This window comes from Bradyrhizobium mercantei (assembly GCF_001982635.1).
Taxonomy (GTDB): domain Bacteria; phylum Pseudomonadota; class Alphaproteobacteria; order Rhizobiales; family Xanthobacteraceae; genus Bradyrhizobium; species Bradyrhizobium mercantei.
In genome coordinates, this window is sequence record NZ_MKFI01000006.1 from 151,207 (window position 1) to 164,849 (window position 13,643).

At 64.8% G+C, this 13,643-nt stretch carries 12 protein-coding genes; 6 read left to right on the forward strand and 6 right to left on the reverse strand.

Going from position 1 to position 13,643, the window contains the following annotated elements:
* Window positions 1–30: 30 nt before the first annotated feature.
* The 3 genes from BI327_RS27465 to BI327_RS27470 form a co-directional block, all read right to left on the reverse strand.
* Entirely contained in the window at window positions 31–1,647 is a 1,617-nt protein-coding gene (locus BI327_RS27465) for a phosphoenolpyruvate carboxykinase (protein ID WP_076864425.1), read from the reverse strand.
* Between the two features lie 534 nt (window positions 1,648–2,181).
* Window positions 2,182–2,334: a hypothetical protein gene (locus BI327_RS42450; protein ID WP_159450490.1), complete on the reverse strand. Its 153-nt coding sequence runs from the start codon at window positions 2,332–2,334 to the stop codon at window positions 2,182–2,184.
* A 219-nt stretch (window positions 2,335–2,553) separates the two neighbouring features.
* On the reverse strand, window positions 2,554–3,303 hold the full coding sequence (locus BI327_RS27470) for a HugZ family pyridoxamine 5'-phosphate oxidase (protein WP_076864426.1): 750 nt from the start codon (window positions 3,301–3,303) through the stop codon (window positions 2,554–2,556).
* Window positions 3,304–3,546: 243 nt separating this feature from the next.
* On the opposite strand from BI327_RS27470, the gene BI327_RS27475 reads away from it, so the two are divergent.
* From BI327_RS27475 to BI327_RS27495, 5 genes are all read left to right on the forward strand, one after another.
* On the forward strand, window positions 3,547–4,248 hold the full coding sequence (locus BI327_RS27475; protein WP_016843287.1) for a response regulator transcription factor: 702 nt from the start codon (window positions 3,547–3,549) through the stop codon (window positions 4,246–4,248).
* A gap of 110 nt (window positions 4,249–4,358) precedes the next feature.
* On the forward strand, window positions 4,359–6,167 hold the full coding sequence (locus BI327_RS27480) for a sensor histidine kinase (protein WP_076864427.1): 1,809 nt from the start codon (window positions 4,359–4,361) through the stop codon (window positions 6,165–6,167).
* Window positions 6,164–6,604, forward strand: a complete 441-nt coding sequence (locus BI327_RS27485; protein ID WP_076864428.1) for an HPr kinase/phosphorylase — start codon at window positions 6,164–6,166, stop codon at window positions 6,602–6,604. Before BI327_RS27480 ends, BI327_RS27485 begins: the two co-directional genes overlap by 4 nt.
* A gap of 214 nt (window positions 6,605–6,818) precedes the next feature.
* Window positions 6,819–7,220, forward strand: coding sequence for a PTS sugar transporter subunit IIA (locus tag BI327_RS27490; protein ID WP_021076632.1), 402 nt, complete (start codon window positions 6,819–6,821; stop codon window positions 7,218–7,220).
* On the forward strand, window positions 7,217–7,543 hold the full coding sequence (locus BI327_RS27495; RefSeq protein WP_076864429.1) for an HPr family phosphocarrier protein: 327 nt from the start codon (window positions 7,217–7,219) through the stop codon (window positions 7,541–7,543). The genes BI327_RS27490 and BI327_RS27495 overlap by 4 nt, the downstream gene beginning before the upstream one ends.
* Before the next feature lie 164 nt (window positions 7,544–7,707).
* Here the strand turns inward: BI327_RS27495 and BI327_RS27500 are convergent, their stop codons facing one another.
* The 3 genes from BI327_RS27500 to BI327_RS27510 all read right to left on the reverse strand — a co-directional run bounded on the left by BI327_RS27500 (window position 7,708) and on the right by BI327_RS27510 (window position 11,648).
* Window positions 7,708–9,321: a glycosyltransferase family 39 protein gene (locus BI327_RS27500; RefSeq protein WP_076864430.1), complete on the reverse strand. Its 1,614-nt coding sequence runs from the start codon at window positions 9,319–9,321 to the stop codon at window positions 7,708–7,710.
* A 173-nt stretch (window positions 9,322–9,494) separates the two neighbouring features.
* Window positions 9,495–10,274: a M15 family metallopeptidase gene (locus BI327_RS27505; protein ID WP_076864431.1), complete on the reverse strand. Its 780-nt coding sequence runs from the start codon at window positions 10,272–10,274 to the stop codon at window positions 9,495–9,497.
* The gene (locus BI327_RS27510; protein WP_076864432.1) at window positions 10,275–11,648 is read right to left on the reverse strand and encodes a YARHG domain-containing protein; all 1,374 of its coding nucleotides are present in this window, start codon (window positions 11,646–11,648) and stop codon (window positions 10,275–10,277) included. It lies immediately after the preceding gene.
* Between the two features lie 162 nt (window positions 11,649–11,810).
* Between BI327_RS27510 and lepA the strand changes: the two genes are divergently transcribed.
* Window positions 11,811–13,622: a translation elongation factor 4 gene (gene lepA / locus BI327_RS27515; RefSeq protein ID WP_076864433.1), complete on the forward strand. Its 1,812-nt coding sequence runs from the start codon at window positions 11,811–11,813 to the stop codon at window positions 13,620–13,622.
* Window positions 13,623–13,643: the final 21 nt, after the last annotated feature.

A 13,643-nucleotide genomic window follows, 5' to 3' on the forward strand; every position in this document is an offset into this window, starting at 1 on the left:
CCTTTTCAGATTGCATCCCGCTTGCGCGCCCTACTCCGCCGCCAGCTTCACTTCCGGCGCGGCGGCGCGGACTTCGGCGTCGACCTGCGCTTCGAACTTGGCAAAGTTCTTCTGGAACATGCCGACCAGCGCACGCGCGGTCTTGTCGAACTCGACCTTGTCGGCCCAGGTCTTGATCGGATCGAGGATGTGCGGCTCGACGCCCGGCAGCGAGGTCGGCACCGCGAAGCCGAAATACTTGTCGGTGCGGAAGTCGGCGTTGCGAAGCGAGCCGTTCAGCGCCGCGGTCAGCAGCGCGCGCGTCACCTTGATCGGCATGCGGCGGCCGGTGCCGTACTTGCCGCCGGTCCAGCCGGTGTTGACCAGCCAGCAATCGACATTGTGCTTGGCGATCAGCTCGCGGAGCAGATTGCCGTACACCGACGGATCGCGCGGCAGGAACGGCGAACCGAAGCAGGTCGAGAATTCCGGCTGCGGCTCGTTGCCGAGACCACGCTCGGTGCCGGCGACCTTCGCGGTGTAGCCGGACAGGAAGTGATACATCGCCTGCGCCGGCGTCAGCTTGGCGATCGGCGGCATCACGCCGAAAGCGTCGGCGGCGAGCATCACCACGTTCTTCGGATGCGGCGCGCGGCCGGTGCGCGAGGCGTTCGGAATGAAATCGAGCGGATAGGCCGAGCGGGTGTTCTCGGTCTTCGAGCCGTCGTCGAAATCGGGCACGCGGTCATTGGCGCCGAGCACGACGTTTTCCAGCACCGCGCCGAAGCGCTTGCTGGCGGCATAGATTTCAGGCTCGGCTTCGCCCGACAGCTTGATGCACTTGGCGTAGCAGCCGCCTTCGAAATTGAAGACGCCGTCCTCGCTCCAGCCATGCTCGTCGTCGCCGATCAGCGTGCGCTTCGGATCGGCTGACAGCGTGGTCTTGCCGGTGCCGGACAGTCCGAAGAAGATCGCGGTGTCGCCATCGGGCCCGACATTGGCCGAGCAGTGCATCGGCATCACGCCCTTCTCGGGCAGATAGAAGTTCAGCGTGGTGAACACGCTCTTCTTCATTTCGCCGGCATAATAAGACCCGCCGATCAGGACGATCTTGCGGGCGAAATCGATCGCGACGACGTTCTCCGACTTGCAGCCGTGACGTTTCGGATCGGCGCGGAAGCTCGGCAGATCGATGATCGTGAGCTCCGGCACGAAGCTCGCGAGCTCCGACGTCTCCGGGCGAATGAGCAGCGTACGGATGAACAGCGAGTGCCAGGCGAGTTCGGTGAAGACGCGCGTCTTGATGCGATGCGTCGGATCGGCGCCGCCATAGAGGTCCTGCGCGAACAGCGTCATGCCTTCGGCGTGCTTGAGGAAGTCGGCATGGAGCGTTGCGAACTGCTCCGAGGTGATCGACTGGTTGCCGGCCCACCACATGCTCTTGTCGGTCAGGCCGTCGCGGACCGTGAACTTGTCCTTCGGGCTGCGGCCGGTGAACTCACCGGTATCCGCGCAAAGCGCGCCATCGGCCGAGAGCACCGCTTCGCCATTGCGCAACGCGTGCTCGTAAAGCTGCGGCGCACCATAGTTCCAATGCACGCCCTTGAGATTTTTTAAGCCGAATTTGTCGGCACCAAAGGCACCGTTATGCACGCCCGTCTCTTGCACGAAGAACCTCCTCGAACCCGCGTATCCTTGTTCGCGCGAATGTCGCTAGTCGCGCCCCGTCGCGGTGATGACCGTCATCAGAATATAGCCTCTCGGCCCCGGTCCGGCGACCTAATAGTGGGGATCGCCGGGCTTGCCAAGCCAGTCGAACGGCTTTTGGTTTATTCCAAGGCAGGCCCATCATCGATCGCAAATACCGCAGCGCGAAACCCTTTCGCTTTGCTTTCGCATTCTCGTTGTTTTCGCAGCGGTCGGGCGGCATTTGACCGGCTTTCCCGCTGCGAACAAGGCGTTGCGATGCACAAAGAGTGCCAGCGATCGGCGCATTTCCGCGTCGCGCAAAGCCCAGAATGCCCACTATGCATTTCGCGCTGAGGATGTGTCGTCGTTGAGGGAAGTTGCCGCGAGTCGACGCGGCGCCGCAATGCCAAGCATCTCGTCCGCTATCGTTTCGCACGCGGATAGCACCACCATTGAGCTTTAGATAAGCAGCTTCGATCAAGCTCAACACGCCGTCGTCGAAGCTGGGTCACTTCAATGCGCGACGGCGGCGAATGTTCCGCAGCGCCGTCTGCGTTCGCCGGCGACAGCATCGTCGATCGCAGCAATCGATGATAACGCAATCAGCACGCTGCACCGCCGCGTGATCGCGACTTGGGCATCGCGATTGAGGGCGTTCGCCTTCATGCAGGCCCAAAAATTCGCACGCGCGCATCGCGCCGACCAGGCGATGACGTGACGCGCCGGCACGAAATGATCGCGCTGTCAGACGCGGTGGCAAACGCATCCACGATTGGGCGAAAGCTCGCTCCGCCTCGCTGAACGACTGGCGAACGCGGCCATGCGACACCATGCCTCGTCGGGCGGTGCACCGCCGCGCGGGGACGCCCGCCCTGCTGCCTTGACCTATTCTTCCTTGCCCTGTCCCTTGGCGCGTGCCTCGCCGGCGAGCCGCACCAGCATCTTGCGCAGCTCGGTGCCGTTGCTGACCCGCTCGGGGAAATCGAGCCGCAGCGTGGCGCGGCCGGCCTGCATGTCCATGCCGCCGGGGTCGCAGCCGGTGCAGAGCCAGTCGGCGCTGTCGGCGCCGAGCAGCCGGGTCGCGTAGAGATTCATGGCCTCGCGGTGATCCTCGTTCATATGCGCCACCGCGCCCGGCTCGGCCTCCAGCAGCGCGTCGGCACCGCCGAGATCGGTCAAGAACTGCGCCGGCTTGAGGTCGACGATGCGGCCGAACCCGGCGACCAGATGGGCGCCGCTCGGCCGGATCACGAAGAACGAGAAATCCTTAAATTCTACAAAGGCTTCCGCCGACGGATGGGCCGCTAGGTAACGCCGTTGGACGAACTCCCGCTCGCCGTCTGCGACCTCCTCCGCCCGCCCCGCCAGCATGACCCGGGCGCCTTCCAGTGGATCGCCCTCGGCGCGCTCGTCGAGCATCAGCGACACCCTTCTGTCGGCCAGGATATTCCTGGTGTGCAGCGCCAGCCGGGAAATCAGCAGGATCGGCGAGCCGTCGAGGTGGCTCGCCAGGTTGACCAGCGAGCAATAGGGATCGCCGCTGCCGGCCATCAGCGTGGCGAGCGCGCCCTGGCGGCTGCGGCGAAGCAGTGAGTGGGCAAGATGGGCAGGATCGAAGTCGGCGGTCGGTTGCATGGGCCTCTCGGGTCAATTTTGGGGCAAAACGGGCTGGTTCCGCGCGAAAAAAGGGCCTGTTTTCATGGTCTCAGGGTGCTATACGGGGTCCATCGCTTGGGTCGCAGAAGCGTATTTTTTGCGGAACTCGGTCACACTTCAGCCCAGCTTGCATTGCTCGTTGACCGCGTTCGAAAGCCCAATTCCACGGCGCGACGCCAGAGTGCCCGCCGTTTAAGCCACTCTCAATTGTGAAAGCAGCTCATGCCCACAATCGCCTTGGTCGACGACGACCGCAACATTCTCACATCGGTCTCGATCGCGTTGGAAGCCGAAGGCTATCGCATCATGACCTACACGGACGGTGCGTCGGCGCTGGATGGGTTTCGCACGTCGCCGCCCGACCTTGCGATCCTCGACATCAAGATGCCGCGCATGGACGGAATGGAAACGCTGCGCCGGCTGCGCCAGAAGTCCGACCTGCCGGTGATCTTCCTCACCTCGAAGGATGAGGAGATCGACGAATTGTTCGGCCTGAAAATGGGCGCCGACGATTTCATCCGCAAGCCGTTCTCGCAGCGCCTGCTGGTCGAACGCGTCAAGGCGGTGCTCCGCCGCGGCCAGCCGAAGGACCCGACCGCCGCGCCGAAGGAGCCGGACGCCCGTGCGCTCGACCGCGGCCTGCTGCGGATGGACCCGGAGCGCCACACCTGCACCTGGAAGAACGAGCCGGTGACGCTCACCGTGACCGAATTCCTGATCCTGCAGGCGCTCGCCACCCGCCCCGGCGTGGTGAAGAGCCGCAACGCGCTGATGGACGCGGCCTATGACGATCAGGTCTATGTCGACGACCGCACCATCGACAGCCACATCAAGCGGCTGCGCAAGAAGTTCAAGGTGGTCGACGACGACTTCGAGATGATCGAGACGCTGTACGGCGTCGGCTATCGCTTCAAGGAAGCCTGATCTGCGCCTCCCGGGCGGCTTGTTAACTGACAGGCTCCGCACGGCTGGGGTAAGCTCGGGCAAACATCTGCTTCGCGGGACGACATCCATACCAACCGGCAGCTTTGCCAGTGCTTGATCGAACGCAGCTCGAGCAGGGCCTGAACACCGAGGACGCCTCACAGCTCCTCGATCAGGAGCCCGTGTCCGACGGCCTGGCGCAGGACAAGGGCTGGCGCCGTCCGCTCGGCTGGTTGCGCCGCGCCGGTCAGTTCTTCTTTGCGCTGTCGTTCTCGAGCCTGACGCGCCGCATCGTCTCGCTCAACCTCGCCGGCCTCGTCGCGCTGGTCGCAAGCATCCTCTATCTCTCGCAATTCCGCGCCGGCCTGATCGAGGCGCGGACGCAGAGCCTTTTGGTCTATGCCGAGATCATCTCGGAGGCGATCGCGGCGTCCGCGACCGTCGAAGGCAATACCGTCACCATCGATCCGGACCGGCTGCTCGATTTGAAGCCCGGCGAGAGTTTCGGCCAGCCGGATGAATCGGCTGATTTCCCGATCAATCCGGAGCGGGTCGCACCGATCCTGCGCCGCCTGATCGCGCCGACCAAGACGCGAGCCCGCATCTTCGACCGCGACGGCGGCCTGATCCTCGACAGCCGCAACCTGTTCGCGCGCGGCGACGTGCTACGCATGGAGCTGCCGCCGCCGTCGGAGAAGCCGTCGCTCTATGAGAAGACCAAGGCCACGATCAAGACCTGGCTGAACCGCGGCGACCTGCCGATCTACCGCGAGCTCGGCCCCGAAGGCGGCAAGGGCTATTCCGAAGTCGCGCAATCGCTCGAGGGCATGAAGGGCAGCGCGGTGCGCGTCACCGACCGCGGCGCGATCATCGTGTCGGTTGCCGTGCCGGTGCAGCATTTCCGCGCCGTGCGCGGCGCGTTGATGCTGACGACGCAAGGCGACGACATCGACCAGCTGGTGATGTCCGAGCGCCTCGCCATCCTCAAGATCGGCGGGGTCGCCTCCGCGGTCATGATCATGCTGTCGCTGCTGCTCGCGAGCACGATCGCCGGCCCGGTGCGGCGGCTCGCCGACGGCGCCGAGCGCGTCCGTCACCGCATCCAGACCCGCGTCGAGATTCCCGACTTCACCGGGCGCCGCGACGAGATCGGCCATCTCTCGGGTGCGCTGCGCGACATGACCAATGCGCTCTACAGCCGCATCGAGGCGATCGAGATGTTCGCCGCCGATGTCGCCCACGAGCTGAAGAACCCGCTGACCTCGCTGCGCTCGGCGGTCGAGACGCTGCCCTTGGCGCGCAACGAGAACAGCCGCGCGCGGCTGCTCGCCGTGATCGAGCATGACGTCAGGCGGCTCGACCGCCTGATCTCCGACATCTCGGACGCGAGCCGGCTCGATGCCGAATTGCAGCGCCAGGACATGGCGCCGGTCGATCTGCGCCGGCTGCTGACGACGCTGACCAGCGTCGCCAACGAGACCAGGCTTGGCCATGACGTCGCGGTCGAAGCCCGCTTCGAGGGCCGCGGACCGACCGACACGCTCTCGGTGCCCGGCCATGATTCCCGGCTCGGCCAGGTGATCTCGAACCTGCTGTCGAACGCGCAATCGTTCTCCAAGCCCGGCGACAAGGTGCGCATCGTCTGCCGCCGCACCCGCGGCGAGGTCGAGATCGTGGTCGACGATGACGGGCCCGGCATCGGCGAGGACGCGCTGGAGCGGATCTTCGAGCGCTTCTACACCGACCGGCCGCACCAGGGCTTTGGCCAGAACTCCGGCCTCGGGCTTTCGATCTCCAAGCAGATCATCGAAGCGCATGGCGGACGCATCTGGGCCGAGAACCGTCTTGGCCCTGCGGACGAAGACGGCAAGCCCACCGTCGCCGGCGCACGCTTCGTGGTCAGGCTGCCGACCCTATGAGCGACAATTCAAGCGTGCACGCATCCGCCGTTCTGGTCGGCGAGCGTGCAGTGCTGATCCGCGGCCCGTCGGGCTCCGGCAAGTCGCGTCTCGCCTTCGACCTGATTCTCGCCGGGCGCACCGGAGCGCTTCCGCCGGCCATTTTGGTGGGGGATGACCGTGTCCATCTCGACACAGCCGGCGAACAATTGTGGGTTCGCCCGGCCCGGCAATTGGCCGGTCTGATCGAGATCCGAGGCCTCGGAATCCGCCATTGTCCGTTCGCGGATGAGGCCGTGGTGAGGCTGGTCGTCGACCTTGCGGCCGGCGATGCCGAGCGGCTGCCGCCGCCCGAAGCGCTCATGATTCGCCTTAATGGTGTTTTGATACCGCGAATTCCCGTCGGCATCGGCTTTCAACCCCTGCCGCTGGTTGTCGCTGCGCTGACGACAACCTGAAAGTTCATGTTCCCGTAATCTTGCGGCCAATTGTGGGAAGGGAATTGGTAACCATATCACATCCACTATCGCGTCGGATTTTGCCGGCGCAGCCTCCCCTCTCTACCGCCAGGAACCGGGAGACTAGCCAAGATGCCCTCTTGCGCAGGGCCTCTGGATGGTCAAAGTGGCGCGTTCGTGCGGTGCACCAAAGGGCGCCCGCGAGGAGTTTCCAATGATTGGTCTAGTGCTGGTGACCCATGGGCGCCTTGCCGACGAGTTCAGAGCGGCGCTCGAACACGTCATGGGTCCGCAGAAACAAATTGAAGCGATTACGATCGGTGCCGAGGACGATTCCGATCTCTGTCGAAGCGACATCATCGAGGCGGTGAACCGCGTCGATAGCGGCGACGGCGTGGCGATCCTCACCGACATGTTCGGCGGCACACCGTCGAACCTTGCGATCTCCTGCATGAGCCGCCCGAAGGTGGAAGTGCTCGCGGGCATCAATCTTCCCATGCTGGTCAAGCTCGCCAAGGTTCGCGAGGAGCGTTCGTTGCCCGACGCGATCGCGATGGCCCAGGAAGCCGGCCGCAAATACGTCACCATCGCCAGCCGCGTTCTCGCAGGCAAATGAGCGACGAGGCTCCGGGCGCAAACCAGGTCGGCCCGGGCGTGCCAGCGGGCGCGATTTCGCGTGAACTCCTGATCGTCAACAAGCGCGGCCTGCATGCGCGGGCATCGGCGAAATTCGTCCAGCTGGTCGAGCGCTTCAACGCCGAGATCTGGGTGACGCGCGGCGGCGAGACCGTCGGCGGCACCTCGATCATGGGCTTGATGATGCTCGCCGCGGGGCCCGGCACCACGGTGGTGGTGTCAGCGAAAGGCGACGAGGCGCAGCAGGCGCTCGACGCCATCGCCGAGCTCGTCGCCAGCAAGTTCAACGAGGAAGGCACGTAGCACGTAGGGCGCCCCTCAGCCGCTACGCGAAGCCAAAGCCTATCACCGTCATCCTGAGGTGCGAGCGGAGCGAGCCTCGAAGGATGCACGGCCCCGTCGGTGGCCGTCGATCCTTCGAGGGCCGCTGAAGAAGCGACGGAAACGGCACTGATGCCCAGCAACGACTACTTCGCCGGCGGCACCAGATAGACCTTCCACGCCGTCGACGGGCCGGGATGGCCGTTGAAGAAGCGCATGGTGGTCAACACCAGCGGCTCGGCATCCTTGGCGTGCTCCGCCATCCATGCCTCGCATGGCTGCAAGAAGACCGGATCGGTGGTATCGCAGACGCCGATGAAGCCGAGACGCTTGGCCTCATCGAGCGACGTCAGCCCCGACGACCACGCTTCGCCCGGCACCAGCGACGCCGGATGATCCGGGCTGTAGAACGTCATCGGCTCGCCGATATCGGAACGCGCGACCACCACGGCCCAGCGCGTATGGAATTTGTCCTGCCAGGTCTGGGTCAGTTCGCGCGCCAGTTCGGAGCGCGCGGCGTAGGTCGAGCCGCCGATATGGTTGGATGCGATCTCCTGCGTCGCGATGCTGGGCGCGGCGATCAGCGTGGCGATCGTGGCCACGAACCAGATCGCCGTGATCGAGAACAGCGCCATGCGCGGGAAGCGAAGCGAGGGGATCGCAACCAGCGCAAGCGGCACCAGGAAGAACAGCGGGATGCCCCAATCGGTCTTGATGTAGACGGTGAACGCCAGCGCGCCGAGCGGCGGCCCGATCGCGACGATCGACTGGATGATCCAGACGTTGAGCGCCTGCGGCAGGTTGACGGCCGGATTGGGACCGCGCGACCAGATCCGCACCAGCACGTCCGACGGCCGCCACGGCACCGATCCCAGCAGCAGCGCCACCAGGCCCAGCACGGCGGGAATCGCGAGCAGCCCGAGATTGTGCACGATATAGCCGATCACGAGCTGGACGTTGAGCTCGCGGCTCGACAGCGCGTAGACGTCGCCGGCATAGGTGAACGGCACGAAGTTCACCTCCTCGAGCCACACCAGATGCGGGATCATCGCCACGATCATCGTGCCGATCGCAACCCACGGCGCCGGCGAGCGCAGGAACTGGGTGCGCTGTGGATGGATCAGCGCGGCAAGCCCGATGGCGCCGATCATCGTCACCACCCAGTATTTGGTCATCAGCGCGAGCATGCCGGCAAAGCCGAGCCAGAGACCTGATTTGAAGCTGCGCTTCTCGAACGCGTTCAGATAGGCCAGCACCAAAAGCGGCAGCGGCACCAGCTGCGCGAGGTCGGCGTTGTATTTGAAGCCCTTGAAATTGAAGATCGGGTAGAGCGCGAGCATCACCACCATGAAGAACGCGCGGCGGCGATCGACGACGCGCAGCGCGATCAGCCAGCACACGACAAGCGCGAAGCTGACGGTCGCCATCGCCAGCGCATAGGTCGACCAGTTGGTGACGGGGAAAATCCTGAACCAGACCCCGGCGATCCAGCCCGACAGCGGCGGATGCTTGCCATAGCCGAGCAGGAAGCGCTGGCCCCAGGCATAGGCCTCCGCGACGTCCATATGGACATCCTGCGCGGCCTTGAGCTTGACCAGGATCAGCGTCCACAGCACCGCGTGAACCAGTGCGAAGCTGATCACGAACCACAGGCTGGTCCTGGGATCGATGGCGCGGGAGGCGATCCAGGCGGCGATCCGCCGGATCGTCAGTCTGCGGGTGGAGCGCCGGACGGCGGGAAGCGTGGAAACGGTCGACATGGCCTGTGCCTGAGGCATGACCCGGAAAACTGGAAGGTGGCTTCCCGAGGGGATCATGCCGGATGGAAACGAAAGTGCGATGAGTGATTGCTCACCAGCACTTCAGCGCGCTTTAGCGCGTTTTTGTGGCCAGTGAAATCAGCTTGGCGTGAGAATGGCTCGAGCCGGCCGGTTCACTTTTCGAGAAGCTCCGGCCGGTACTCGAAATGCATGGTATCGTAGTGGTACCACTTGCCGCCCCAGATGAAGCCGTGGCGCTCGAAGATATCGACAATCTCCCGCGGCATCCGGTTCTTGTAGGGGATGGTTTTGCCTTCGCCTTGCCCCTTGCCCGCCCACAGCCAGTAATCCGAGACCTTCAGGTTGAGGTCGATCGCGGCCGCGTAGCCGTGCATGCTCATCCGCCCGGTATCGGCAACGGCGCGACAAGACAGCACACCCGCGATCGGGAAGGCCGCCGCGCGCAGCGCCGGATCGAGCGCGTCGATCTCGGCGGAGACCTGCTTGAGCCGCTCGGCGATGCCGTTGACCCGGGTGACCTGGACCGGCTTGCCCCAGGACCGCGGCAGCCAAATGATCGTCACCAGGTTCCGCTTGACCTCGGCTGTGTGGCAGTCGCCGTACATTTTCCGGAAGAGGGCCTCGTTGCGGAAACGGCCGGGATCGACATTCGGCGCCGGCGGCGCCGACGGCCCGGAGGGATAGGGCTGCCGCATCTGATCGAGGATCGACGCATTGCGCAGCATCTGATCGAACGGCTTGTCGGAGACGCCGTCGTCGACCGGCATCACCGTGCCGTCGCGCCAGGTGATCGTGCTTTCGTCATGGGTGGACAGCGCATCGGGATAGGCGCGGACCAGGCGGTCGAGCAAATCGCTTTTGCTCTGCGCGTGCGCGAGCGGCGGCAACAGCGCCAGCAGGGCTATGATGCAGGCTGTCTTGCGCGCGGCCATTCAGCGCTTTCCGGCCTGGTCGATCAGCGCGACATTGGCCTCTTCGACCGCATTCAATTTCGGATTCCAGCTGTTCGGCGCATACCAGGGGAAGCGCGAAAAATACGCCTTGAGGTCGGCGGAATCGAAATAGCGGCCCCTGCGGGCAAAGATCTCGTTACGCGCGATCCGCAGTTGGTCCCGCGACAACTGCCGCAGATCGGCCGGCGTCAACAGACGCCGGTCGGAATCCGGGAAGATGAAGCCGCTTGGCACCGCGCCGCCGCCGGATTCGAAGCGATCGATCAGCGCGACATTGGCGCTCTCGATCGCATTGAGCGGCGGGTCCCATGAGCGGGGCACGTACCAGGCAAACCTGCTGAAGCGCGCGGTCAGGTCCGGCGCGTTGAAGTAGCGCCCGCGGCGCGCGAAGATTTCGTTGCGGGCAATCCGCAGATCGTCCTTGCTTAGCGCCCTGAGATCGCTCTCCGACAGCAAGCGGCTGTCAGAGTCCGGAATGATGAAGTCCGATTGCGAGCGTGCCACCGGCGGTGCCGATGGAGGTGAGGTTGGCGGCGGCAGGCTCTGCTGCGGCGGGATCACCGTTGCCGGCGGATCGGCGGTTGCGACCTGTGCCGGCGTGTTGCCGGCAAAATAGAACGAGCCATCGATCGGCGAGGTCGAAACCCAGGGCTGCTGCGCGCTGCCGGTCGCACGTTTGACGACGAGCCCGACCTGATTGAAGGCCTGCAGCACGTCGAGCCCGGGCTTCTGCATGGTATCGACGAGCGCGCGCGTGTACGGGCTGTGGCCGTCATCGCCGTCCAGCGCGACGTTGCCCGGCTGGGTCGCATAGGACAACAGCGTGCCCTCCGGCGCGCGGATCTGGGCGAGGCCGCCGTCGGCGGCGCGCAGGCCGCGGCCGCCGAACGGATTGTTCCGGCAGGCGTCCAGGATGACGATGTTGAGCCGCGTGCCGGCGCCTTCCATCTGCCGCAGCACCAGGCCGACATCGACCATCTGGAAATCGACATCGGCCTCCCGCACAGGATTGGCCGACACCGGCACCAGATAATTCGTTCCGCGCAGCTGGATGCCGTGGCCGGCGTAATAGAACAGCGCGACGTCGGCGCCGATCAGCTGGCTGCCGAAGCGCTGGATCGCGGCATCGAAACCGGCCTTGTCCAGATCGACCTGGGCCTGCCCACCGACCAGCGCGAAGCCCAGCCGCTGCAGCGTCTCGGCCACGAGCTCTGCATCGCTCTTCGGGTTCTGCAACCGCGACACGTTCTGATAGGTGGAATTGCCGACGACCAGCGCGACGCGCTTATCGGCGGCCGCCGGCGCCGCGAACAACATGGCGAGCAATCCGGCGGCGAGAAGGGTCCAGCGCATCGTCAAATCCACGAATTTCGGGCCGCCAGACCTAGCAGAAACATACCCGGAAATCGATCACGGCGACCCTGCCGGAAACACCCCCGTGATTCGCCGTCACACCCCTGCAAAATACCGCAATATGGTTGCCCGTGCGGGGGTGCGGATGCTATCCCGCGCCCCATGACAACTGCCCCGATTTCCAACATCCGCAACTTCTCCATCGTCGCCCATATCGACCATGGCAAATCGACCCTCGCCGACCGCCTGATCCAGATGACGGGCGGCCTGTCGGATCGCGAAATGGCGGGCAAGGAGCAGGTGCTCGATTCGATGGATATCGAGCGCGAGCGCGGCATCACCATCAAGGCGCAGACCGTCCGGCTGAACTACCGCGCCAAGGACGGCAAGGATTACATCTTCAATCTGATGGACACGCCCGGCCATGTCGACTTCGCCTACGAGGTCTCGCGGTCGCTGGCGGCCTGCGAGGGTTCCCTGCTGGTGGTCGACGCCAGCCAGGGCGTCGAGGCGCAGACGCTCGCGAACGTCTACCAGGCCCTCGACAACAATCACGAGATCGTGCCGGTCCTGAACAAGGTCGACCTGCCCGCGGCCGAGCCCGATAAGGTCAAGCAGCAGATCGAGGACGTGATCGGCATCGACGCGTCGGATGCGGTGATGATCTCGGCCAAGACCGGAATCGGCGTGCCCGACGTGCTGGAGGCGATCGTCACCCGCCTGCCGCCGCCGAAAGGCGACCGCGACGCGACCTTGAAGGCACTGCTGGTCGACAGCTGGTACGACGTCTATCTCGGCGTGGTGGTGCTGATCCGCGTCGTCGACGGCACCATGAAGAAGGGCCAGCGCATCCGCATGATGGGCACCGGTGCGGCCTACGACGTCGAGCGCGTCGGCTTCTTCACCCCGAAGATGCAGCAGGTCGAGGAGCTCGGCCCCGGCGAGATCGGCTTCATCACCGCGGCGATCAAGGAAGTCGCCGACACCCGCGTCGGCGACACCATCACCGACGACCGGAAGCCGGTCACCGAAATGCTGCCGGGCTTCAAGCCCGCCATTCCAGTCGTGTTCTGCGGCCTGTTCCCGGTCGATGCCGACGATTTCGAGACGCTGCGTGGCGCGATGGGCAAGCTCAGGCTGAACGACGCCAGCTTCTCCTTCGAGATGGAGACGTCAGCCGCGCTCGGCTTCGGCTTCCGCTGCGGCTTCCTCGGACTGCTGCATCTGGAGATCATCCAGGAGCGGCTGTCGCGCGAGTTCGACCTCAACCTGATCGCGACCGCGCCGAGCGTCATCTACAAGATGAAGCTGACCGACGGCACCGAGCTCGAGATCCACAACCCGGTCGACATGCCCGACGTGGTCAAGATCGCCGAGATCGAGGAGCCGTGGATCGAGGCGACGATCCTCACCCCCGACGAATATCTCGGCAGCGTCCTGAAGCTGTGCCAGGACCGCCGCGGCGCGCAGAAGGAGCTGACCTACGTCGGCTCCCGCGCGATGGTGAAATACGATTTGCCGCTCAACGAAGTGGTGTTCGATTTCTACGATCGGCTGAAGTCGGTCTCCAAGGGCTACGCCTCGTTCGACTATCATCTGACCGACTACAAGCCGGCCGATCTCGTGAAGATGCAGATCCTGGTCAACGCCGAGCCGGTCGACGCGCTGTCGATGCTGGTGCATCGCACCCGCGCCGAGGGCCGCGGCCGCGCCATGGTCGAGAAGATGAAGGAGCTGATCCCGCCGCACATGTTCCAGATCCCGATCCAGGCGGCGATCGGCGGCAAGGTGATCGCGCGCGAAACCGTGCGCGCGCTGCGCAAGGACGTCACCGCGAAATGCTACGGCGGCGACATCACGCGCAAGCGCAAGCTTCTGGAGAAGCAGAAGGAAGGCAAGAAGAAGATGCGGCAGTTCGGCAAGGTCGACATCCCGCAGGAAGCTTTTATTGCCGCGCTCAAGGTGGATAGCTGAGGGGCTCGCTCAGGCCACATC